The sequence below is a fragment of the Streptomyces sp. Edi2 genome, assembly GCF_040253635.1.
Classification (GTDB): domain Bacteria; phylum Actinomycetota; class Actinomycetes; order Streptomycetales; family Streptomycetaceae; genus Streptomyces.
On record NZ_JBEJGX010000003.1, the window covers coordinates 1,814,720 to 1,832,620 of the forward strand.

General features: G+C 66.7%; 12 protein-coding genes. 6 read left to right on the forward strand and 6 right to left on the reverse strand.

Annotation, left to right across the window (positions count from 1 at the left end; genetic code table 11):
• Window positions 1–434: 434 nt before the first annotated feature.
• The 4 genes from ABR737_RS11490 to ABR737_RS11505 are packed head-to-tail and all read left to right on the forward strand — an operon-like array spanning window position 435 to window position 6,741.
• Complete coding sequence (locus tag ABR737_RS11490; RefSeq protein ID WP_350250080.1) at window positions 435–1,250, forward strand: glycosyltransferase family 2 protein; 816 nt, start codon at window positions 435–437, stop codon at window positions 1,248–1,250.
• On the forward strand, window positions 1,247–2,383 hold the full coding sequence (locus ABR737_RS11495; RefSeq protein WP_350250081.1) for a glycosyltransferase family 2 protein: 1,137 nt from the start codon (window positions 1,247–1,249) through the stop codon (window positions 2,381–2,383). Before ABR737_RS11490 ends, ABR737_RS11495 begins: the two co-directional genes overlap by 4 nt.
• The gene (locus tag ABR737_RS11500; RefSeq protein WP_350250082.1) at window positions 2,380–3,183 is read left to right on the forward strand and encodes a polysaccharide deacetylase family protein; all 804 of its coding nucleotides are present in this window, start codon (window positions 2,380–2,382) and stop codon (window positions 3,181–3,183) included. The genes ABR737_RS11495 and ABR737_RS11500 overlap by 4 nt, the downstream gene beginning before the upstream one ends.
• A 45-nt stretch (window positions 3,184–3,228) precedes the next feature.
• Complete coding sequence (locus ABR737_RS11505; protein WP_350250083.1) at window positions 3,229–6,741, forward strand: lipopolysaccharide biosynthesis protein; 3,513 nt, start codon at window positions 3,229–3,231, stop codon at window positions 6,739–6,741.
• 129 nt (window positions 6,742–6,870) lie between these two features.
• Here ABR737_RS11505 and ABR737_RS11510 read toward each other — a convergent pair whose 3' ends face one another.
• The gene (locus ABR737_RS11510) at window positions 6,871–8,217 is read right to left on the reverse strand and encodes a glycoside hydrolase family protein (protein WP_350250084.1); all 1,347 of its coding nucleotides are present in this window, start codon (window positions 8,215–8,217) and stop codon (window positions 6,871–6,873) included.
• Window positions 8,218–8,344: 127 nt separating this feature from the next.
• Here ABR737_RS11510 and ABR737_RS11515 point away from each other — a divergent pair, with 127 nt between their 5' ends.
• Together ABR737_RS11515 and ABR737_RS11520 are read left to right on the forward strand one after the other, a co-directional pair.
• Window positions 8,345–9,457 (forward strand): DUF5925 domain-containing protein, encoded by a 1,113-nt coding sequence (locus tag ABR737_RS11515; protein ID WP_350250085.1) that lies wholly within the window; start codon window positions 8,345–8,347, stop codon window positions 9,455–9,457.
• A 197-nt stretch (window positions 9,458–9,654) separates the two neighbouring features.
• Window positions 9,655–9,951, forward strand: a complete 297-nt coding sequence (locus ABR737_RS11520) for a hypothetical protein (protein WP_350250086.1) — start codon at window positions 9,655–9,657, stop codon at window positions 9,949–9,951.
• Between the two features lie 329 nt (window positions 9,952–10,280).
• Here the strand turns inward: ABR737_RS11520 and ABR737_RS11525 are convergent, their stop codons facing one another.
• The 5 genes from ABR737_RS11525 to ABR737_RS11545 form a co-directional block, all read right to left on the reverse strand.
• Window positions 10,281–11,009 carry a nitroreductase family protein gene (locus ABR737_RS11525; RefSeq protein WP_350250087.1) on the reverse strand — a complete coding sequence of 243 codons (729 nt, stop codon included), beginning with the start codon at window positions 11,007–11,009 and terminating at the stop codon, window positions 10,281–10,283.
• A 156-nt stretch (window positions 11,010–11,165) separates the two neighbouring features.
• Entirely contained in the window at window positions 11,166–12,530 is a 1,365-nt protein-coding gene (locus ABR737_RS11530) for an MFS transporter (RefSeq protein WP_350250088.1), read from the reverse strand.
• Window positions 12,527–13,414, reverse strand: a complete 888-nt coding sequence (locus tag ABR737_RS11535; protein WP_350250089.1) for a thioesterase domain-containing protein — start codon at window positions 13,412–13,414, stop codon at window positions 12,527–12,529. The genes ABR737_RS11530 and ABR737_RS11535 overlap by 4 nt, the downstream gene beginning before the upstream one ends.
• Window positions 13,407–16,598, reverse strand: coding sequence for a non-ribosomal peptide synthetase (locus ABR737_RS11540; protein ID WP_350250090.1), 3,192 nt, complete (start codon window positions 16,596–16,598; stop codon window positions 13,407–13,409). Before ABR737_RS11540 ends, ABR737_RS11535 begins: the two co-directional genes overlap by 8 nt.
• A 138-nt stretch (window positions 16,599–16,736) precedes the next feature.
• The gene (locus ABR737_RS11545; protein WP_350250091.1) at window positions 16,737–17,843 is read right to left on the reverse strand and encodes an aminotransferase class I/II-fold pyridoxal phosphate-dependent enzyme; all 1,107 of its coding nucleotides are present in this window, start codon (window positions 17,841–17,843) and stop codon (window positions 16,737–16,739) included.
• Between the last annotated feature and the right edge of the window lie 58 nt (window positions 17,844–17,901).

The following is a 17,901-nucleotide window of genomic DNA, read 5'->3' on the forward strand; positions in this document are numbered from 1 at the left end:
GAGTTCCGGAGGGCGCAACGGGGCGTGCGCCGGTGCATTCATACGGGCGTGCCCCCGAGTGCACCAGTCAGTTGCCGCAAAGGGTATTTGACGTGGAAGGGCGTGCCCTACAGTCCCTGACATCAATACCGACGCACATCCACCCGCACCGGACGATCATCACAAGACGGCTCTGGGGAGAGCCCGCGCGACACGATGCAACGACCGGTGCGGTGCGCGGTGGGGGGGTCCCGTGCGCACGGTCTTCGCTTGCCGATCACAGCTTGCCGAGGGCCGGAGCACGAGCCGCGCAGCCGGAATCACGCGTGCCTGCTGCCCTGTCCGCACGGTGAACGCTGCCGTGCGACCGGGGTGTGAACCCCCCTTTCGACCCGGATAACCACAGAGACCGCCCGGGGGTGGGCGGTCCACCGGACGAGAGGGCAAGAAACCCGATGAGCTCGTTCCTTCGCCCGGCCGACGCGGAAGAACCGCCGCTGACGCTGCTGCCGGACCAGGCCGTCTACCGTCCCGTTTCCTCGCATCTGGCCATTGCTCCACCGGTCAGTGTCGTCATCCCGGCGATGAATGAAGCGGAAAATCTCCCGTATGTCTTCAAGACCCTGCCGGACTGGATCCATGAAGTGATCCTGGTCGACGGGAATTCCACCGATGACACCGTTCAGGTCGCCCGTGACCTGTGGCCGGACGTCACGGTCGTACCGCAGCGCGGCAAGGGCAAGGGTGACGCGCTGATCAGCGGTTTCGCGGCCTGCACCGGCGAGATCATCGTGATGATCGACGCGGACGGGTCGGCCGACGGCGGCGAGATCGTCAGCTATGTCTCGGCACTGGTCTCCGGGGCCGACTTCGCCAAGGGCTCGCGGTTCGCCAACGGCGGCGGCACGGACGACATGACGCCCGTACGCAAGCTCGGCAACCGCGTACTGACCGCCGTGGTCAACACCAAGTTCGGCGCCCGGTACACCGATCTCTGCTACGGATACAACGCCTTCTGGCGGCACTGCCTGGACGAGATAGCTCTGGACTGCGCCGGGTTCGAGGTCGAGACGCTGATGAACATCCGGGTGGTCAAGGCCGGGCTGCGGGTGCAGGAGATCCCCAGCCACGAGTACAACCGCATCCACGGCGTCAGCAATCTGCGGGCGGTGCGGGACGGGCTGCGGGTGCTGCGGGTGATCCTGAGCGAGCGGAGCTCCCGGCGGAACCGGGCGGCCCGGCCCGCGCTGATCACCGGGAACGTCCGGTGAGCGCGGCGAGACCGGCGGCCGGCCCGGCACCACGGATCTCCGTCGTCATCTGCGTCCACACCGAGGACCGGTGGGACGACATCCTCGCCGCGGTGGCGTCGGTGGACGGCCAGTCGAATCCCGCCCATGAGCTGGTGGTGGTGGTGGACCACCACCCCGCGCTCCTGGCCCGGCTCAGGGAGCACTTCGGGGGCGCTCGCGCGGGCGCATCAGCATCTTGTGCGCCCGCAACTCCCGTGCGGATCATGGCCAATTCGGGACCCCGCGGGTTGTCCGCGGGGCGTAACACCGGTGTTGCCGTGGCCGGCGGCGAGGTCATCGCCTTCCTGGACGACGATGCGGTGGCCGAGCGGGACTGGCTGCGCCACTTCGCCGCGGCCTACGCCGACCCGGCGGTGATGGCGGTCGGCGGGCGCACCGAGCCGGTCTGGGCGTCCGGCCGCCGTCCCGCGTGGTTCCCCGAGGAGTTCGACTGGGTGGTGGGCTGTACGTACCGCGGTCTGCCGCCGGGCAGGGTGCGGGTGCGCAACGTCCTGGGCGGCAATGCCTCCTTCCGCAGGGTGGCGTTCGATCTCGTCGGCGGGTTCGCCGTCGGTATCGGCCGGGATGCCGGGCGGCGCCCGCTGGGCTGCGAGGAGACCGAGCTGTGCATCCGGATCAGCCGCTCGCTGCCGGACGCCGTGCTGCTGATCGACGACCGGTCGGTCATCCACCACCGGGTCCCGGCCGTGCGGGAGCGGTTCGGCTACTTCCGCAGCCGGGCGTATGCCGAGGGCCTGTCCAAGGCGCTGGTGACCCGCAGCGTCGGCGCACGGGACGGGCTGTCGGCCGAGCGGCGCTATACGACCCGGGTGCTGCCCGTAGGGGTGCTGCGCGGGGTGCGCGACGCGCTGCTGGGCCGGCCGGGCGGCGCCGGGCGGGCGGGCTCGATCGTGGCCGGCGTGACCGCCGCCGCGGCCGGCTATGCGTGGGGCACCGCACGGGCACGGGCACGGGCACAGGCACGGACACGGGCGCAGAAACGATCGTGGTCACGGGCACGCGGAAAGCCCTCGGGGAGACGGGGAGTTGGCCGGCCTGCGGAAGGTGCGGCCGCGGGGGCGGCACCGGAGCGCGAGGGGGCGGAGGTATGAGCGAACGGCCGCCTGTGGTGCCGATAGTGATGTACCACGCGGTGACCTCGGCTCCGGCGCCCGCCGTGCGGGCGCTGTCCGTGCCGCCCGAGGCCTTCGCCGCGCAGGTCGCGGTGCTGGCCGACGCCGGCTTCACCCCGCTGACCACCGCCGCGCTCGCGGCGGCCTGGCGGAGCGGCGGGCCGCTGCCGGCCAAGCCGGTGCTGATCACCTTCGACGACGGCTACGAAGGCGTGTACCGGCACGCGCTGCCCGCGCTCGCCCGGCACGGTTTCCCGGCCACTCTCTTCGTCTCGACCGGCTGGCTGCCCGGCCCGTACGACACCGGTGGCGCCCTGGACACCATGCTCGACTGGGACCAGGTGCGGAAGCTGGCCGCGGCGGGTGTGGAGATCGGCGGGCACAGCCACAGCCATCCGCAGCTCGACGGCCTCGGTGACGCGCGGCTGCGGCACGAGGTGCTGCGGTGCAAGGAGATCATCGCCGAGCAGGTCGGCACCCCACCGGAATCCTTCGCCTACCCCTACGGCCACTCCAGCCGGCGGGTACGGCGGACGGTGCGCGCGCTGGGATTCTCGCAGGCGCTCGCGGTGGGCAATGCGCTCGCGGCCCGCCGTCAGGGGCCGTACGCCCTGGCCCGGCTGACGGTGCGGCGCCGTACGGACACCGAGGAGTTCGCCCGGATCATCGAGGGCCGCGGGCTGGTCCGCGCCTTCGCCGGGGACCGGGTGCTCACCAAGGGGTACGCGGTGGTCCGCAGGGCGCGGCAGGCGGTCCGGCTGTGCACACCGGGCCGCTGAGCACACCGCGGCACGCCCGCGGCGGAGGAAGGGGCAACGGAGCCGGTGTCTGACACCACCACCAAGGCCGAGGAGCATGCGAAACCGGAGCCCCGGGGAGGCGGCGGCCGCGCGCTCCGGCTCCCCGGGCGGGGCGGCGGAAGTCCGCTGTTCCGCAACGCCTATGCGCTGATGCTCAACACCGGCGTCTCCGGGCTGCTCGGTCTGGGGTTCTGGCTGGTCGCGGCCCGTTACTACACGGAGTCCGCGGTCGGCCAGGGCTCGGCGGCCATCGCCGCGATGAAGCTGCTGGCCGGGCTGACGGCGGTGACCCTGACCGGCGCGCTGGCCCGCTTCCTCCCGGTCTCCGGGCGGAGCACCGGCCGGCTGGTACTGCGGACCTACGCGGTCAGTTCGGCCGTGGTGGCCGCCGCCGCGGCCGTCTTCCTGCTCACCCTCGGCCTCTGGGGGCCCTCCTACCGCTTTCTGCACGGCCCGCTGAACGGCCTCGGCTTCCTGCTGGCCGTGGTCGCCTGGTCGTTGCTCACCCTGCAGGACGGGGTGCTGACCGGGCTGCGCAGCGCCCTGTGGGTGCCGTTGGGCAACCTCTCCTTCTCCACGGTGAAGCTCGGGCTGCTGGTGGTCTTCGCCGCGGCGCTGCCCACCGCCGGGGTCTTCGTCTCCTGGGCCGCGGCGATCGCGGTATCGGTGATTCCGCTGGGCTGGCTGATGTTCCGGCGGCTGGTACCCCGGCACGTACGGGCCACGCACCACACCGCACGGCCGCCGTCGCTCCGGGAGATGGGCCGCTTCCTGGCCGGCGACTCCACCGGGTCGCTGTTCTCGCTCGCCGTGGTCTATCTCGTGCCGGTCCTGGTGGCCTCGCAGGTCAGCGCGGCCGACAATGCGTACTTCTACATCACCACCACCATCGGCGGCACGGTCAATCTGCTCGCCCTCAACATGGGCGCCTCGCTGACCGTCGAGGGGGCGCACGATCCGGCGCAGCTGGCCCACCACACGCGGGCCGCGCTGCGGCGGATGGCCCGCATCATGCTCCCGGTCTGTGCCGTCCTGTTCGCCGGCGCTCCCCATATTCTGGGGATCTTCGGCCCGGGGTACGCGGAGGCGGCCACGCCGCTGCTGCGCTGGTTCGCGGTGGGGGCGGTGCTGCGGGTCGTGATGGAGGTCCATTTCGCGGTGCTGCGTGCCCAGAGCCGTACGTCCGGACTGGCCGCGCTGCAGGGCCTGTTGTGTGTGCTGGTGCTCGGGCTGACACTGGTGCTGCTGCCGCGGATGGGGCTGACCGGCGCCGGTGTCGCCGAGATCTCCAGCCTGGCGGTGATCGTCGCGATCGCCGGGGTCCGGCTGAGCCGGGTACTGCGCGGGACGGTGCCCGCGCCGGCCACCCGCACACCGGCGGGCGGCCCCGCCGCCCCCGACGGGGTTGCGGCGGACCTGTCCGTCCACGGGGACCTGGGGGATGCGGTGCGAGGGGACCGGGCGCAGGGCGAGCCGGCGGTCACCACCGTGCCCGACTCGCTGCCCGGGGACGGTCCGCCGGGCCGCCGCGCCCCCCTCGTACGCCTCCGAAGCCGCCCCGACCTCGCCGTCTGGGCGCTGCTGGCCACCGCGCTCGCGCTGTTCTGGCTGCCGCTGCGCGGGATGGGCGACACCGCGCTGGACCGGATGGACGGGCTCGGGCTGATCTCGGTGCTGCCCGTGGCGACGCTCGCCGGGGTCGCCTTGCTGGTGGCGGCCTTCGGCGCGGCGTTGTCGCTCGCCCGGCCGCGGCGGGCGCTGCTCGCCGCGGTGCTGCTGCTGACGGTGGTGGCGCTGCATGCGCTGCCGGCCGTACTGGAGACCGAGCCGCGCTTCCCGACGGCCTGGCAGCATCTGGGATTCCTGGACTACCTCGGCAGAACCGGCACCGCGGTACCGGACCTGGACGCCCGCTGGAGCTGGCCCGGCTTCTTCGCCGCGGTGCAGTTCGTCGCCGGGGCCTGCGGGGTCACGGACTTCACCGAAGTGCTGCGCTGGTGGCCGCTGACCGTACAGCTCCTCTACCTGGCGCCGCTGTTCCTCCTCCTGCGGGCGGTGCGGGCGAGCTGGCGGGCGAAGTGGTGTGCCCTGTGGCTGTTCGCGCTGTGCGGCTGGGTCGGCCAGGACTACTTCTCCCCGCAGGGGTTCACCTACCTCCTCTACCTGGCCTTTGTGGCGATCCTGCTGGTGTGGTTCCGCGACCCCCGTCCGACGTGGGGCCGGCGCCGGCCGGGCGAGGCGGAGGTGCGGCCGGCCGGCCGCGGTCAGCTGGTGACGCTGCTCGGCGTGCTGATCGCCCTGTTCACGGCGTCGGTGGCGGGCCATCAGCTCACCCCGTTCGTGATGCTCGGTGTGCTGACCTTCCTGGTGCTCGCCCGCCGCTCCAGCCTCTACGGTCTGCCGCTGCTGTGCGGCGTCCTGGTCCTGGCCTGGATCGGGTTCCTGGCGGAGCCCTACTGGTCGGGCCACTTCGACGAGCTGTTCGGCGGGCTCGGCGGCATCGGCGGCAATGTCGCCTCGTCCGTCACCGACCGGATCGGGGGCGGCGATCCCACCCACAAGCTGGTGCTCTACACCCGGGTGGCACTGGCGGGCGGGGTACTCGCGCTGGCCTGCTGGGGAGTGCTGCGACGGCGGCGGGCGGGCTTCACCGAACGCGCGCTGCCGGTGCTGGCCTTCGCGCCCTTCCTGGCGTTCGGGATGCAGTCCTACGGCGGCGAAATGGCGCTCCGGGTCTTTCTGTTCGCGCTGCCCGGCGCCGCGGTGCTGGCCGCGCTGGCGCTGTTCCCGCGCGAGACCGGCGCCCGGCGCGGTCTTGGTCCGCTCGCCGCGCTGCTGACGGGCCTGCTGCTGGCCTTCGGCTTCCTCGTCGCCCGCTGGGGCAACGAGCCGTTCGAGCGGGTCCGGCCGGGCGAGGTCGCGGCGATGGACTACGTCTATGCGCACGACCGGCCGACCGCGCGGCTGCTGTGGCTGAGCAGTGACCCGGTCAACAGCGTCACCCCGGCGATGCCCTGGGGCGCCAAGGACATGGAGCGGGTGCAGTACGCACCGGTCCTGGCGCCCCGCGATCCGGACCGGGTGGGCCCGGTCGTGACCGCCCTGCGGGACGCGGGGCCGCAGTCGTACCTCATCGTCAACCATGCCCAGTCGGAGTCGCTGCGGCTGGATTCCGGGTACCGCAAGGACTGGGAGGCCCGGCTGCGCGCCGCCCTGGACCGGCGCCCCGAGCTGCGGCGGGTGCTGTCCCGTCCGCAGGCGGCGGTGTACGAGCTGACGCGGCGCCCGGCGGGCGAGGTCCCGCCGCCCCGGCCCGGCAGGGCGGGCCCGCAGGTGACCTGGACGCCGTGGTCGGTGCTCGGTGCGCTGGCGGCGCTCGCGCTGCTCGTGGTGCTGGCGGCCCGCGAGGTACTGCGGGTCGCGGTCTTCCCCGGTGTGCGTCAACTGCACTGGATCCAGGGGATGTTCTGGTTCTCGCTGCCGCTGCTGGTGGTGTTCCTGGCGTCGCTGGTGCAGCGGTTCCTGACGATGTCGTGAGGGATAGCCGGGTGCATGCCGTCGTGAGGGATACCGAGTGCACACCGTCGTGAGGGATGCCGCGAGCACGCCGCCGAGGAACCGTCCGGGAACGCGGCACGCGCGGGTCAGGTGCGGGTCAGATGCCGGTCAGGTGCGGCCGATCCACCGCACCTCGTATCCGGCGAGGGTGACGTCCTTGCCGTCCACTCTCGCCACGGCGCGGCGGTCCCTGGTGTTGACCAGCAGCGCCGTCCGGTCATCGGCCAGCCCCCGTACCGTCGTACCGCCGGTGTCCAGGTCCTGCGGCCGCTCCCCCGGCGGAAAGGCGCGGGAGAACCGGGACAGCAGGTCCATCATCGGCAGCTCCGTCCCCCCGTCGTCCCGTGCGGTGCTGGTCCACAGGCATCCGGGGCAGTGCGCTCCCTGGGTCTCCGGGTTCCAGTAGAACCCGCTGCCGGCGCCGCCGGCCGCCATCTCGATCAGCGCAGTGGCCTGTACGGCGGTGCGGCGGCGCTCGCTCCAGCCCGCCCGGTCGTCGTTCCCGTCCGGGATCTCGACGTACCACTCCGCCCACCACAGCGGCAGCCCGCTCTCCTTGCGCAGCCACCGTCCCACGTCGGCGAATTTGCGGGTGGCGGCGAACGCGTCCGGGGCGTACCGGTTGTCCTTGCTGTAGCTGGAGCCGTCGACGACCAGGAAATCCGCGCCGGCCTTGTGCCGGTTCCAGTACGCGAAGGCGTCGAGGGTGCGCCGGTCGATGCTGCCCCAGGGGCCCTTGAGGGGGGAGGCGTAGGTGTCGTCGCCCGGGACGTAACTGTCCATCACCAGATACGGGCCACCGACCTGATTGGCGCTGTTCACCTTCTTCACCGCGCGGTAGACCAGGTTGTACAGGCGGGTATAACCCTCGTAATTCCAGCGGCCCGTGGCGTCGTCGAAGAATCCCTTGAATTCGTTCCAGACGACGAAGTGCCGGACGTCCGGATAGCGCTGGGCAACCTTTCCGGCGAGCGCGGCGAAGTCCGCGTAATGCGCCGGTTCCGGCGCCTTTTCCAGGGTGCTCCAGTCGGTGTGTCCCGCCGTGCCGCCCTTCATCCAGTCCGGTGCGCAGCACAGGGTCAGTACGGGGGTGCCGACGGTCTTCCGGATCAGCGCGAGCCGGCGGTCCAGGTCGGCGAAGTCATAGCGGCCCGGACTCGGTTCGGGGTTGTCCGCACCCCAGCCCATCAGGTGCTGGTTCTGCGGCATCGGGTGGGCGGACAGCAGCCGGGCGGCCCGTGCGGTGGCCGCGTCGGTGCCGTCGTCCGCGCTGAACTGGGTGTGGGTGAACCCCCAGCCCACCGTGGGGCCCGCGACGCGCGGGCGCGCGGGCCGCTTCCCGTCCCCGCCCTCGTCACCCGGAAGGCAGCACAGGACCAGCAGTATCGCCAGCACCGCCACCCCCGCCGCGATCGCGAATCCCCGGGCCTGACGTTCCCCACCATGGCGTCGCACAATGGGCAGATTAGCCAGCGAACCACCCGCTACGCCCGAGTTTCTGAGTAACAGTTCTGTTCTGGTACAGGGAAAACGCCGGGATAATCCGTGTACGTGGCGGGCGGCCGTGACAGATCATGGCGGCATGTGTGCCGATCACGTCCAGCCGTCCGCCGCCGAGGAGTCCCTTCCGCTCCGGCTGACCATGGACGACAGCGATGCGCCCGCCGATGTCGTCGATGCGCTCTTCCTCGGGCGGTTCGCCAAGGGAGAGCAGCCGTACTCCCGCAGCCGGTCCATGGACCGGGTGAAGTCCGGACTGACGCTGCTGCCACCGGGCGCACGGGTCCTGCGCTCGGCGAAGGACGAGGACCGCAGCGCCACGCTCGCCGAGGGCGACGGTTTCACCCTGCTGGTCTCCCGCTGGAACCGCGGCGCCGATGTGACGGTCACCGCCGTCACCGACGAACTCGCCGAGAAGGTGCTGGGCCAGGCCGCCGACGGCGCGCAGGACGAGCCGGAGCCGCAGCCGGAGAACGTCCCGATGGGCTTTTGGTACTTCTCCCCGCGCCGCGGCCCGCACCGCACGTCCCGGCAGATCTCGGCGGGCACCTGGGAGGAGATCCGGCCCAACTACACCGCGCCGGTGGCCGAGGCCATGGACCGGCTGATGAAGGTGGCGCCCGAGGAGATCGCCGGCCGGCTGCTGTTGCTGCACGGCCCGCCCGGTACGGGCAAGACCTCCGCGCTGCGCACGCTCGCCCGCTCCTGGCGCGACTGGTGCCAGGTGGACTGCGTCCTGGACCCGGAGCGGCTGTTCAACGACGTCGGCTATCTGATGGACATCGCGATCGGCGAGGACGACAGCACCGGCAAGGGCCGCTGGCGGCTGCTGCTCCTGGAGGACTGCGACGAACTGATCCGCGGTGAGGCCAAGCACGCCGCGGGCCAGGCGCTGTCGCGGCTGCTCAATCTGACGGACGGCCTGCTGGGCCAGGGCCGTAACGTCCTGGTCGGGGTGACCACCAACGAGGATCTGGAGCGGATGCACCCGGCCGTGATCCGCCCCGGCCGCTGCCTGGCCCGGATCGAGGTCGGGCCGCTGACCCGCCCCGAAGCCGTGCGCTGGCTCGGCACGGAGCAGGGCATCGGCCGCGAGGGCGCCTCGCTCGCCGAGCTGTACGCCCTGCGGCGCGGCACCCGGCCCGCGACGGTCCCGGCCCAGGACTCGGGGGCCGATGCCGGGCTGTACCTCTGACCGGCGGTCACCGGCGGTCCGCGCCGGTCCGCCGTCTTCCCGGGCCTCGTGAGCACCCCCGCCCCCGCAGCCCCGGAGATCCCGTCAAGGACGGCCGTACCGCTGCCACAACGCCGGACCGCGGTGCGGCAGCGGCTGACCTCCAGCCGACACCGGCGGCATGGCGCATCGACGCCCGATCCGCGATCGTATGCGGCATGGAGTCCGACGAAACCGAGATGCGCGCAACGGTCCGCCAGCTGGCCGAGGCACTGGAGACGATGCTCAACCTGATCAGAGCCGACGCGCTTCCCACCACTCCCGAGGCGCACCGCCTCATGCGGACGGCGATGGCCTTCCTCGACGAGACGTCCCACCGGATCACCGCCCCGGACGGGCCGGGAGAGATCCTCCCCCTGGCCGTCGCACTCAACAAGCTGATCATCAAGGGGCGGGAGCAGATCCTCGACGACGCCATCGCCGCTTCACCCGTACCCGACCATCCGGACGTGTGAACAGGCCGCACAGGGTGAACACGCCGCGCCGGCCCGGAAGGAACGGAGGCAGCGTCCGCGCCCTCGGCTCCCCTGGTTTCGTGGGTTCCCTGGGTTCCCTGGGCGTCTCGGCATCGGCGGTCAGCAAACCGAAGCCTCGGAGATCTTGAACCACTTGCGGTCCGCCTCCGAGCGATCGGGGCCCTTCTCACCTGGCCGGTCATGCCGGGAACCCGACTGGCTGCGTCGCCATCGCCCCGCTCGTCACTTCGCATAAACATCACGGTCATCGGCGTCGATGCCTTGCGTCCTGCCATGGAGTGCTCGCCATGTACGGAGACGACGATGCGTTACACAGTCCAGGGCTCCCCCCAACGCTCACGATATGTCACTTCCCGGACAGGACGACGGCGACCGACAGCGAAGGAAACAGCAGGCCAGCCAAGAGGGATTAGTGCGCCGGGAACGACACCGTCGGGTATTCCCAAGATCTGCTTGAGTTCTTCGTACAGCGTGAGTGAGGCACTGGGGAGGGATTCGACAGTGGGGATGTCAAAGGCTTGCAACGTCGTGAGCGTGGCTCCGAGTCCAACGGATCGAGCGGCCAGCAGCAGGTTCTGCACTGCGGGGTAGATCGAAGCTCCGCCGAAGAAGTCTGCTGGGTTACGGCTTGCCGGGAGAAAGCAGGCGATAATGATAACTGGGACTTCATCAAAGTTCGCGGCGAGCGTGGCCCCCGAAGAAATCTGACGCTCCTCGTCGGGAATCCGTTCATTTCGCACTTCAGGAGAGTTGAGCCGGGCTTCGTGGTGGTACCAGCCTCGCTGGTACCACCGAGTGAGCTGTTCCTTTATGCAAGGGTCACGGACAACGATGAACCGCCACGGCTGGCGATTCTTTCCCGAACCTGCCTGTATGGCATGACGAAGCACGTAGTCAATAAGTTCTGGAGACACATCAGCTCGTCGAAACCTACGCACCGAATTTAAGGTACGGATGCAATGCGAAACCGCATCGATCGACGCCATTGAAAGCGCTTCACTATCGACGGCTTGACTATTCAGTGTGGGGGATTCCATGACGCCCTCAACCCTTGACAGTATCAATTGGCAGTAACACTTGACTGAGCGCGGAGAACTCCACAGCGCATAGATCGACATTCGAAAACATGGGAAGTCTCCGCGACGGGCCAAGCCTCAGTCGCATATCCGGATCCGAGCTGCGACGCGAAGACACTAATTTGGTACCGCTAACGATGCTTCAACCTGCGACGCCGCAGCCGCCTTGGCCGGCAGCGATTTCAGCCTTGTCACCGGCGAGAGCGCAATGGGCACCAACATCACAGCAGACGCCCCTGCTGCAACCCAAAGAGCGGAATGCAGTCCGACCTGGTCGGCAACGAGCCCACCGACTGGGCCTCCCAGCGCTCCACCACCGAACATGAGCATCCTCGTAGCGGCACTCATTCGCCCCATCAACGGATCGGGAGTGATGGCCTGGCGCAGACTCACGATGACGACGTTAGCGACGCTTACTCCCATATAGGCGATAAAGAAGGATGCGATGAACAGGCCCCACAACACTGGCTTGGGACCCCTTGCCGCCGGAATCAATAACGGTCCGAGAAATATCACTGCGACCGATACCGCATAGATCCTTCCTACCGCAAATCGGCGAACGATCGGCCCCGAGACAACGGCACCAATCAGCCCGCCCACCGAACCTGCTCCAAGTATGAAACCCACACCGGAGGGAGACAGCCCGGCATTTTGCACCGCGTACAGCAGGAACAGCGATGAGACCATAATCATGAAGAAATTACAGGAGCTGCCCACCAAGGCAATCGCCCGAAGATATCGATTGCCAAATACCCACCGTAAGCCCTCGGCCAGATCTGTTCGCAAACGTCGCTTCTCGACAGATGCTGATACAGGTTCAGGAGCCCGGATGGAGAAGAGGGAAACCACTGACACCGCATAGGATACGGCGTTTACAGCCATTGCCGTCGGCGCAGAAAGCGAGCTCACCAGCAGGCCTGCGATTCCCGGGCCGACCACCTCGGCACTTGACGATGTCGTGCTCAGTTTCGCATTGGCATCGAGGAGCGACCGGCGATCTCGGACGATCGATGGAACATACGACATCCAGCTGACGTCGAAAAGCACCGATGCGATGCCGATGCCCAGTGCCAGAACGTACAGCACGGGCAAGTTCAACAGACCGGTCATGGAGAATACCGGCACCAGACCGATCAAGACCATGCGGGATATATTCGCACCCAGCATCATCGGACGCTTCTTGGATCTATCGACCCAAACGCCGAAGAGCAGTGCCAGACCCAGGTAGGGGACCATCTGCACGAAGCGCAGCATACCCAGCTCGCCAGGACTTGCCTGGAAAACCAGAACAGCGGTCAAGGGGAGCGCGAGTGCCGTGATCTGGATCCCGTACAAGGACAGCGTCTCGCCGCCCCAGAACCTGAGAAATTCAGCATTCCGCCAAAGACTGGCCGGCGGGGATTCCCCGGACGGGGCGACGTTGGTCTCCCCACCGTCACTCCCGTCGCCTCCCCCAGGGGCATCGTCCACGTTCTTCGTCATACGGCGCCTCCATCACAGGCATGGGCCGAGTGTGCCTGGGCCAAGGTGCGCCGAACGATGTCAGTCAGGGTCACGAGCGCGTCACCAACCCAAATCGAGTGATGGTTGCCCATGACAATGTGCTCCGCTACGGCTTTACCCCAGTCCTGCCAGCAGAGCGTCTCGCCCGGCGTTCGGGGATCAGCTGCCGTCCCCGGACAGCCCTGCTCGGCCACCGATTCGCTCGCCCTGATGAGGGTGATCAAACCGGGATACCCGATGCCCTCCACACGGTGATCGAAAAGCGCCACGACATGAGCCCTGAAGACCGTATAGCGATCCAGCAGGAACTCTGCATCGATTTCGTCAGGGAACAGATCAGCCTGCTCTACAGCCGAAAAAACCATCTCAGGCGACGGCTCCTCCCCAAGCCCGGCGAGGACCGAGTCCACATCGGAGGATACGCCTCGCGATGCCCCTATAAGATCCTCCAGGAACTTGTGCAGCAGGACCTTCTCAGATGGCAACGGTTCTGGATTGGGAACCTCTGCATCAACAATCACAAGAACGGGGACTTCCTCCCCAAGAAGGATCAGCTTCCTTGCTACCTCGAAAGCTACCGTGCCACCCAGGGACCAGCCCAACAAGCAGTAAGGCCCCTTGAGGTTGGACGCTATGAGGGATTTTACGTGCGTTGCAGCCAGCTCTTCGATAGACCCTGCCAGCGGGGCACCACCATCGAAGCCTGGCGCTTCGAACCCGTAGACGGGTTGTTCCGAACCGAGTTCTCGGGCCAGATCAACATAGGCATAGGCAGAGCCGGAGACCGGATGAACACAATAAAGCGGAGGGAGACTACCGGATGGGCGTAGAGGCACCAGCGTCCCAGAATATTCGTCAGCCACAGTTCCCTCCCACCTCCGGCTTTGAGGCGACCAGGTCGTCTATCGCAGCAGCCACGGCCCCCACCGTTGCGGTCCCGTAAAGCATCCGCACACCAATCTTCACACCGAACCTCTTATTGAGACGGCTCACTGCCCGCATTGCCTGCAGGGAGTTGCCACCCATATCGAAGAAACTGTCCTCCACCCCGACATTGGGCCTGGATAGCACCGCAGAATAGACATCGGCGACTCCCGCCTCGCTCATCGTGACGGGCGCCCCGGACTGCCGGTCAAATCCTTCCACACTCATCTCTTCGGGAAGAGGCAGAGCAGCCCGATCTATCTTCCGGGCAGGCGTCAGGGGAAATTCATCAAGCATCACCCAACTGGTCGGCACCATGTACTCGGGCAGCTGCTTCGCGAGATGGCTACGAAGGTCAGCTGTGTGCAGGGCATCGCTATCGTGAGTCGTAACATAGGCGACCAGCCGCTTCTCGCCTCGCGAATCAGGCCGCAGCAGCACCGTGGCCATTTTGACTCCCGGGTGAGTGAGGAGAATGGACTCGATCTCACCGAGCTCGATACGGAGGCCTCTGAGTTTCACCTGGTTATCGAGGCGACCCATGAAGTCCACTTGCAGATCTTTGGTCCAGCGAACTTGGTCACCACTGCGATAGACCTTGCCACCCGGGTGAAATGGATCATCGATGAACTTCTCTGCCGTCAAGTCCGGCTGGTTGAGGTAACCTCGTGCTAATCCCTCATCGCCTCCGATAAGGAGCTCACCAGGAACTCCGCGCGGCACCAGGTTCCCATCGCTGCCTACGATGTAGACACGGCGGTCGAACTCTGGAGCTCCGATCGGCGGCGAAGACTGCCATATTGTCTTCTCGCAGTTGTACTCAAGACAGGCAATCGCCGCCTCGGTCGGGCCATAGAGATTGACGAACTGACGGCCAGGCAAATTCCACTTGTTGACCAGCTCCGCAGGGAGTGCGTCCGCGCCACCCATGACGTACTTCAGGTCCGGGTAGGGGCCGGCCACAACCAGGGAGAGCATCGCCGGCGACAGCCCCGCGTAGGTGACCCGCTGATCGCGCATAAGTGTGGCCAGAGCTTCCGGGGAGGAAGCGTCCACGGGTGCCACCAGGACCAGCGACGCGCCGCCGATAAGTGCCGTGAAGATCTCTCCGATAGACATGTCGAAGGTGAGCGCAGGGAGCTGCAGCAGACGGTCGTCGGGCGTGAAGCCGAACGTGCGCCAGTACGCCTCGATGAAGCAGCGCAGAGCGCGATGTTCAATCAGTACGCCCTTGGGCCGACCAGTCGAGCCGGACGTGTAAAGAACGTAGGCCAGAGAGTCACGGGTCGCCCACTCCTCTATGGACGAATCCACAGCTGAAGATTCCAGGTCCTCCCATTGGGTGTCCAGCAAGAGGGTGTTCCAGCCGTCGGGCTCTGGCAAATCCCCGACCATCGTAGAACGGGTGATGACCAGGGGTGTCTGGGTATCGTGCAGGATATGATCCAGCCTGGACACCGGGTGGGAAGGGTCAATCACGGTGAAGGCTGCCCCAGCCCGGAGGACTCCGACCAGCGCCACGAGTGTGTCGAGATCGCGGTCCATGGCAATAGTCACGACTTGCTCATGGAGTACACCCTGCGCGCGCAGGTAATGCGCCAGAACATCGGCCCTACGGATGAGTTCACCGTATGTCAGCTCGACCCCACGGCAAATGGCGGCAACCCTGTCCGGTCCTTCGGCGGCCACTCGCGCAATGGTGGCATGAACTGGTTCGGAACTATAGGGAAACTTGCCGCCGTACCCGGCTGCAAGGATCTGCTCCCGCTCGGAGCCGGTAAGTATCGAGAGCTTGGAGAGCGGAAGACTCGGACTCGCAGCTGCTGAAGCCAGTACGCTCTGCAGGTGTGCAGCCATGGCCTCGATACGCCACCGGTCGAATAGGTCGAGTGCATATTCGATAGTCAGTGTCAGGCCTTCGCCCGATTCGGTGAAGGCCACCGCGAGATCGTAGCGGGCTCGCGTAACCGCGGCTGCAACCGGCTCAACCTCCAGGCCGTCCAGCACGAGTCCGGATCCGGACGTGTCATCGGAAAGGACCTGAACTCCGACCTGGAAAAGTGGATTTCGGCCGGACGCACGGACGGGCTGTACACGAGCCACAACCTGATCGAACGGGACATCCTGGTTGTCATAGACATCCATATTCGATCCGGAAACTCGATCGATCAGCTCGGAAAAGGTCGGGTCACCTGAGAGGTCCGAGCGCAGCACGGCCATATTAATGAATAGACCGACGACCTCCTCAAGCTCTTGTTCCATGCGACCCAATACGGGGATCCCTACAGAAATGTCTTCCTGACCCGTGTAACGACTGAGCACCACGTTCAATGCAGCAGTGACGACCATGAAGAGAGTCGCGTTCTCCTGGCTCGCCAACGCATAGATGCTGCGGACCAAACTGGTTGGCAACTCGACTCTGACAACATCACCCCGCTGACTTGCTACTGCGGGTCGGATCCGGTCACTGGGGAGCTCCAGGGCAGGAAGCCCCGCAAGCGCATTTTCCCAGAACTGTAGCTGCTGTTCCCACGACGCTGACAGGCTGCGCTGCCGCAATACGTGCTCAGCATAGGTGGCACGTGGCTCGGGCAAGGAGGGATCACGACCGCCAATGAGCTGCTGATAAGCAACGCTGAGTTCATGGCTTAACACCCCCGCCGACCAACCGTCAGTGACGATGTGGTGGAAACTCAATGCCAACACGTGCTCGTTATCTGCAAGGCGGATCAAAGAAAACCGATGGAGTGGCCCCGTCTCCAGATCGAAGGGCGTGTCACCTGCTTCTTGCAGCCACTCGTCAAGACGGCGCTGGCATTCATCGGCCGGGAAGTCGCTAAGATCAATCTCCGCAAGGCGAACCTCTGCAATGGGTGAGATCACCTGGTACGGAACGCCGTCGTTGGCATGGAAGGTGGCGCGCAGCTGTGGGTGCCGTGCGACCAAGTAGCTCAGTGCCTTGTTGAGTGCAACCGTGTCCAACTCACCGCGGATTCGGTATGAATTGAGCAGATTGTACGCAGTCTCGCCGCGGTTGAGCTGTGCCAGGAACCACAGTTGGTCTTGCTCGAAGGACAGCCCGAGCCGCTGTCCCGGGGTTTCCTGTTCGGGTATTTTACTCATCTCGCACTACTCCGATTCATGACGATCTGACACCGTTAAGCAAGCGGCAACAACTGCTCCGGCGCTCTCCTTGCACCTCAACCGACGGAGCCAACTCCGAGTTCTCGCGCCGGCGCGGAAATACCTCTGGCCCCGCTTTCAGCCGGAAGTAAAAACCTTCGGCGGCCTGAGCACGGATTCGATCCGCCGTAAACCTTCGGTTAGCGACTGGGGCTCGCGGGCAAAACAGAGACGGAACCCGTTTCCGGACCCAACTGTCTCGCCGGGCATCACCATGACCCCCAGGTCAAGTGCACGCTGAGCGAAGGCCATCGGCGGTTCGCCGGTCATCAACTGGATCCAGGCGAAGGGCGTTCCATGTGGTGGCACAAGCTGTATCGCATCTGAATGACGATCGGCCCACTCGCGCAGCAGCGCCAGACCGCCCGACGTGAGACGCCTGTATTCCTCGATGTACTGAGCACGCTGCTGCAGCACTTCGACAGCAAGGCTCTCGCACAGGACCGAGTTGGAGATGGTGGTGAGATGCTTTCGCTCAATGCAGGCTGACACCAGGTCAGGTGTGCCGAACAGCCAGCCGATGCGTAGGCCCGGAAGACCGTATACCTTCGACAGGCTGGATACCGAGAGAACACGATCGCTGCGGGTGGCGAGAGAAGTCGAGAGGTCGACCGAGTACTCCTCGTCAAGGAGCAGATACCCGTCATGACGCTGAGCCAGTGACACCAGCGCGTCGAGGTCGGCAGCATTGATGCGCTGGCCAGTCGGATTGCACGGTGTACTGGCGACGATCAATCTGAGTTTGGGACCAGCAATTGCTGCAGCTGCCTCGACGTCGACAGTCAGATCTGGCCGAAGGCCAATAACGTCAACATCGGCGCCTAATGAAGACGGCGCCTCCGCATGCTGCTGCCACCCGGGGCTGAAGGTGATGACTTGATCGCCAGGACGGAGCAGGGCGCTGTACACGAGGTAGAGTGCTTCCTGGGCTCCATGAGTGATCAATGTCGAGTTGAGCTCGCCGCTGTACAACCGAGCCACCATCTCGCGCAAGCGCTCGGTGCCCCGGTCGTGCCCGTAGTCGAGCACGAGGCCATCGTGGACCTTCAAACCCGCCAGGGTTCCACACTGCACGTTGCTGTCGCCTAAGTCGATATCGAACCGGCCTGCAGCATCTTCGAACACCCAACGCCGCATGGGGTACGCAGCTGACCGATTGGCCGTGTCGACCGGTAGAGAGGTCATCGGTGGCTCCTCTGCGGAACGGAGGGGACACGGGCCCCGAGCCGTTCCCGAAGCGTGG

What these genes read in the sequence shown, in the direction of transcription:
- ABR737_RS11490 (WP_350250080.1), top strand. Translation starts at nt 435, where the DNA reads ATGAGCTCGTTCCTTCGCCCGGCCGACGCGGAAGAACCGCCGCTGACG.
- ABR737_RS11500 (WP_350250082.1), top strand. Translation starts at nt 2,380, where the DNA reads ATGAGCGAACGGCCGCCTGTGGTGCCGATAGTGATGTACCACGCGGTG.
- ABR737_RS11515 (WP_350250085.1), top strand. Translation starts at nt 8,345, where the DNA reads ATGTGTGCCGATCACGTCCAGCCGTCCGCCGCCGAGGAGTCCCTTCCG.
- ABR737_RS11520 (WP_350250086.1), top strand. Translation starts at nt 9,655, where the DNA reads ATGGAGTCCGACGAAACCGAGATGCGCGCAACGGTCCGCCAGCTGGCC.
- ABR737_RS11525 (WP_350250087.1), bottom strand. Translation starts at nt 11,009, where the DNA reads ATGGAATCCCCCACACTGAATAGTCAAGCCGTCGATAGTGAAGCGCTT.
- ABR737_RS11530 (WP_350250088.1), bottom strand. Translation starts at nt 12,530, where the DNA reads ATGACGAAGAACGTGGACGATGCCCCTGGGGGAGGCGACGGGAGTGAC.
- ABR737_RS11540 (WP_350250090.1), bottom strand. Translation starts at nt 16,598, where the DNA reads ATGAGTAAAATACCCGAACAGGAAACCCCGGGACAGCGGCTCGGGCTG.
- ABR737_RS11545 (WP_350250091.1), bottom strand. Translation starts at nt 17,843, where the DNA reads ATGACCTCTCTACCGGTCGACACGGCCAATCGGTCAGCTGCGTACCCC.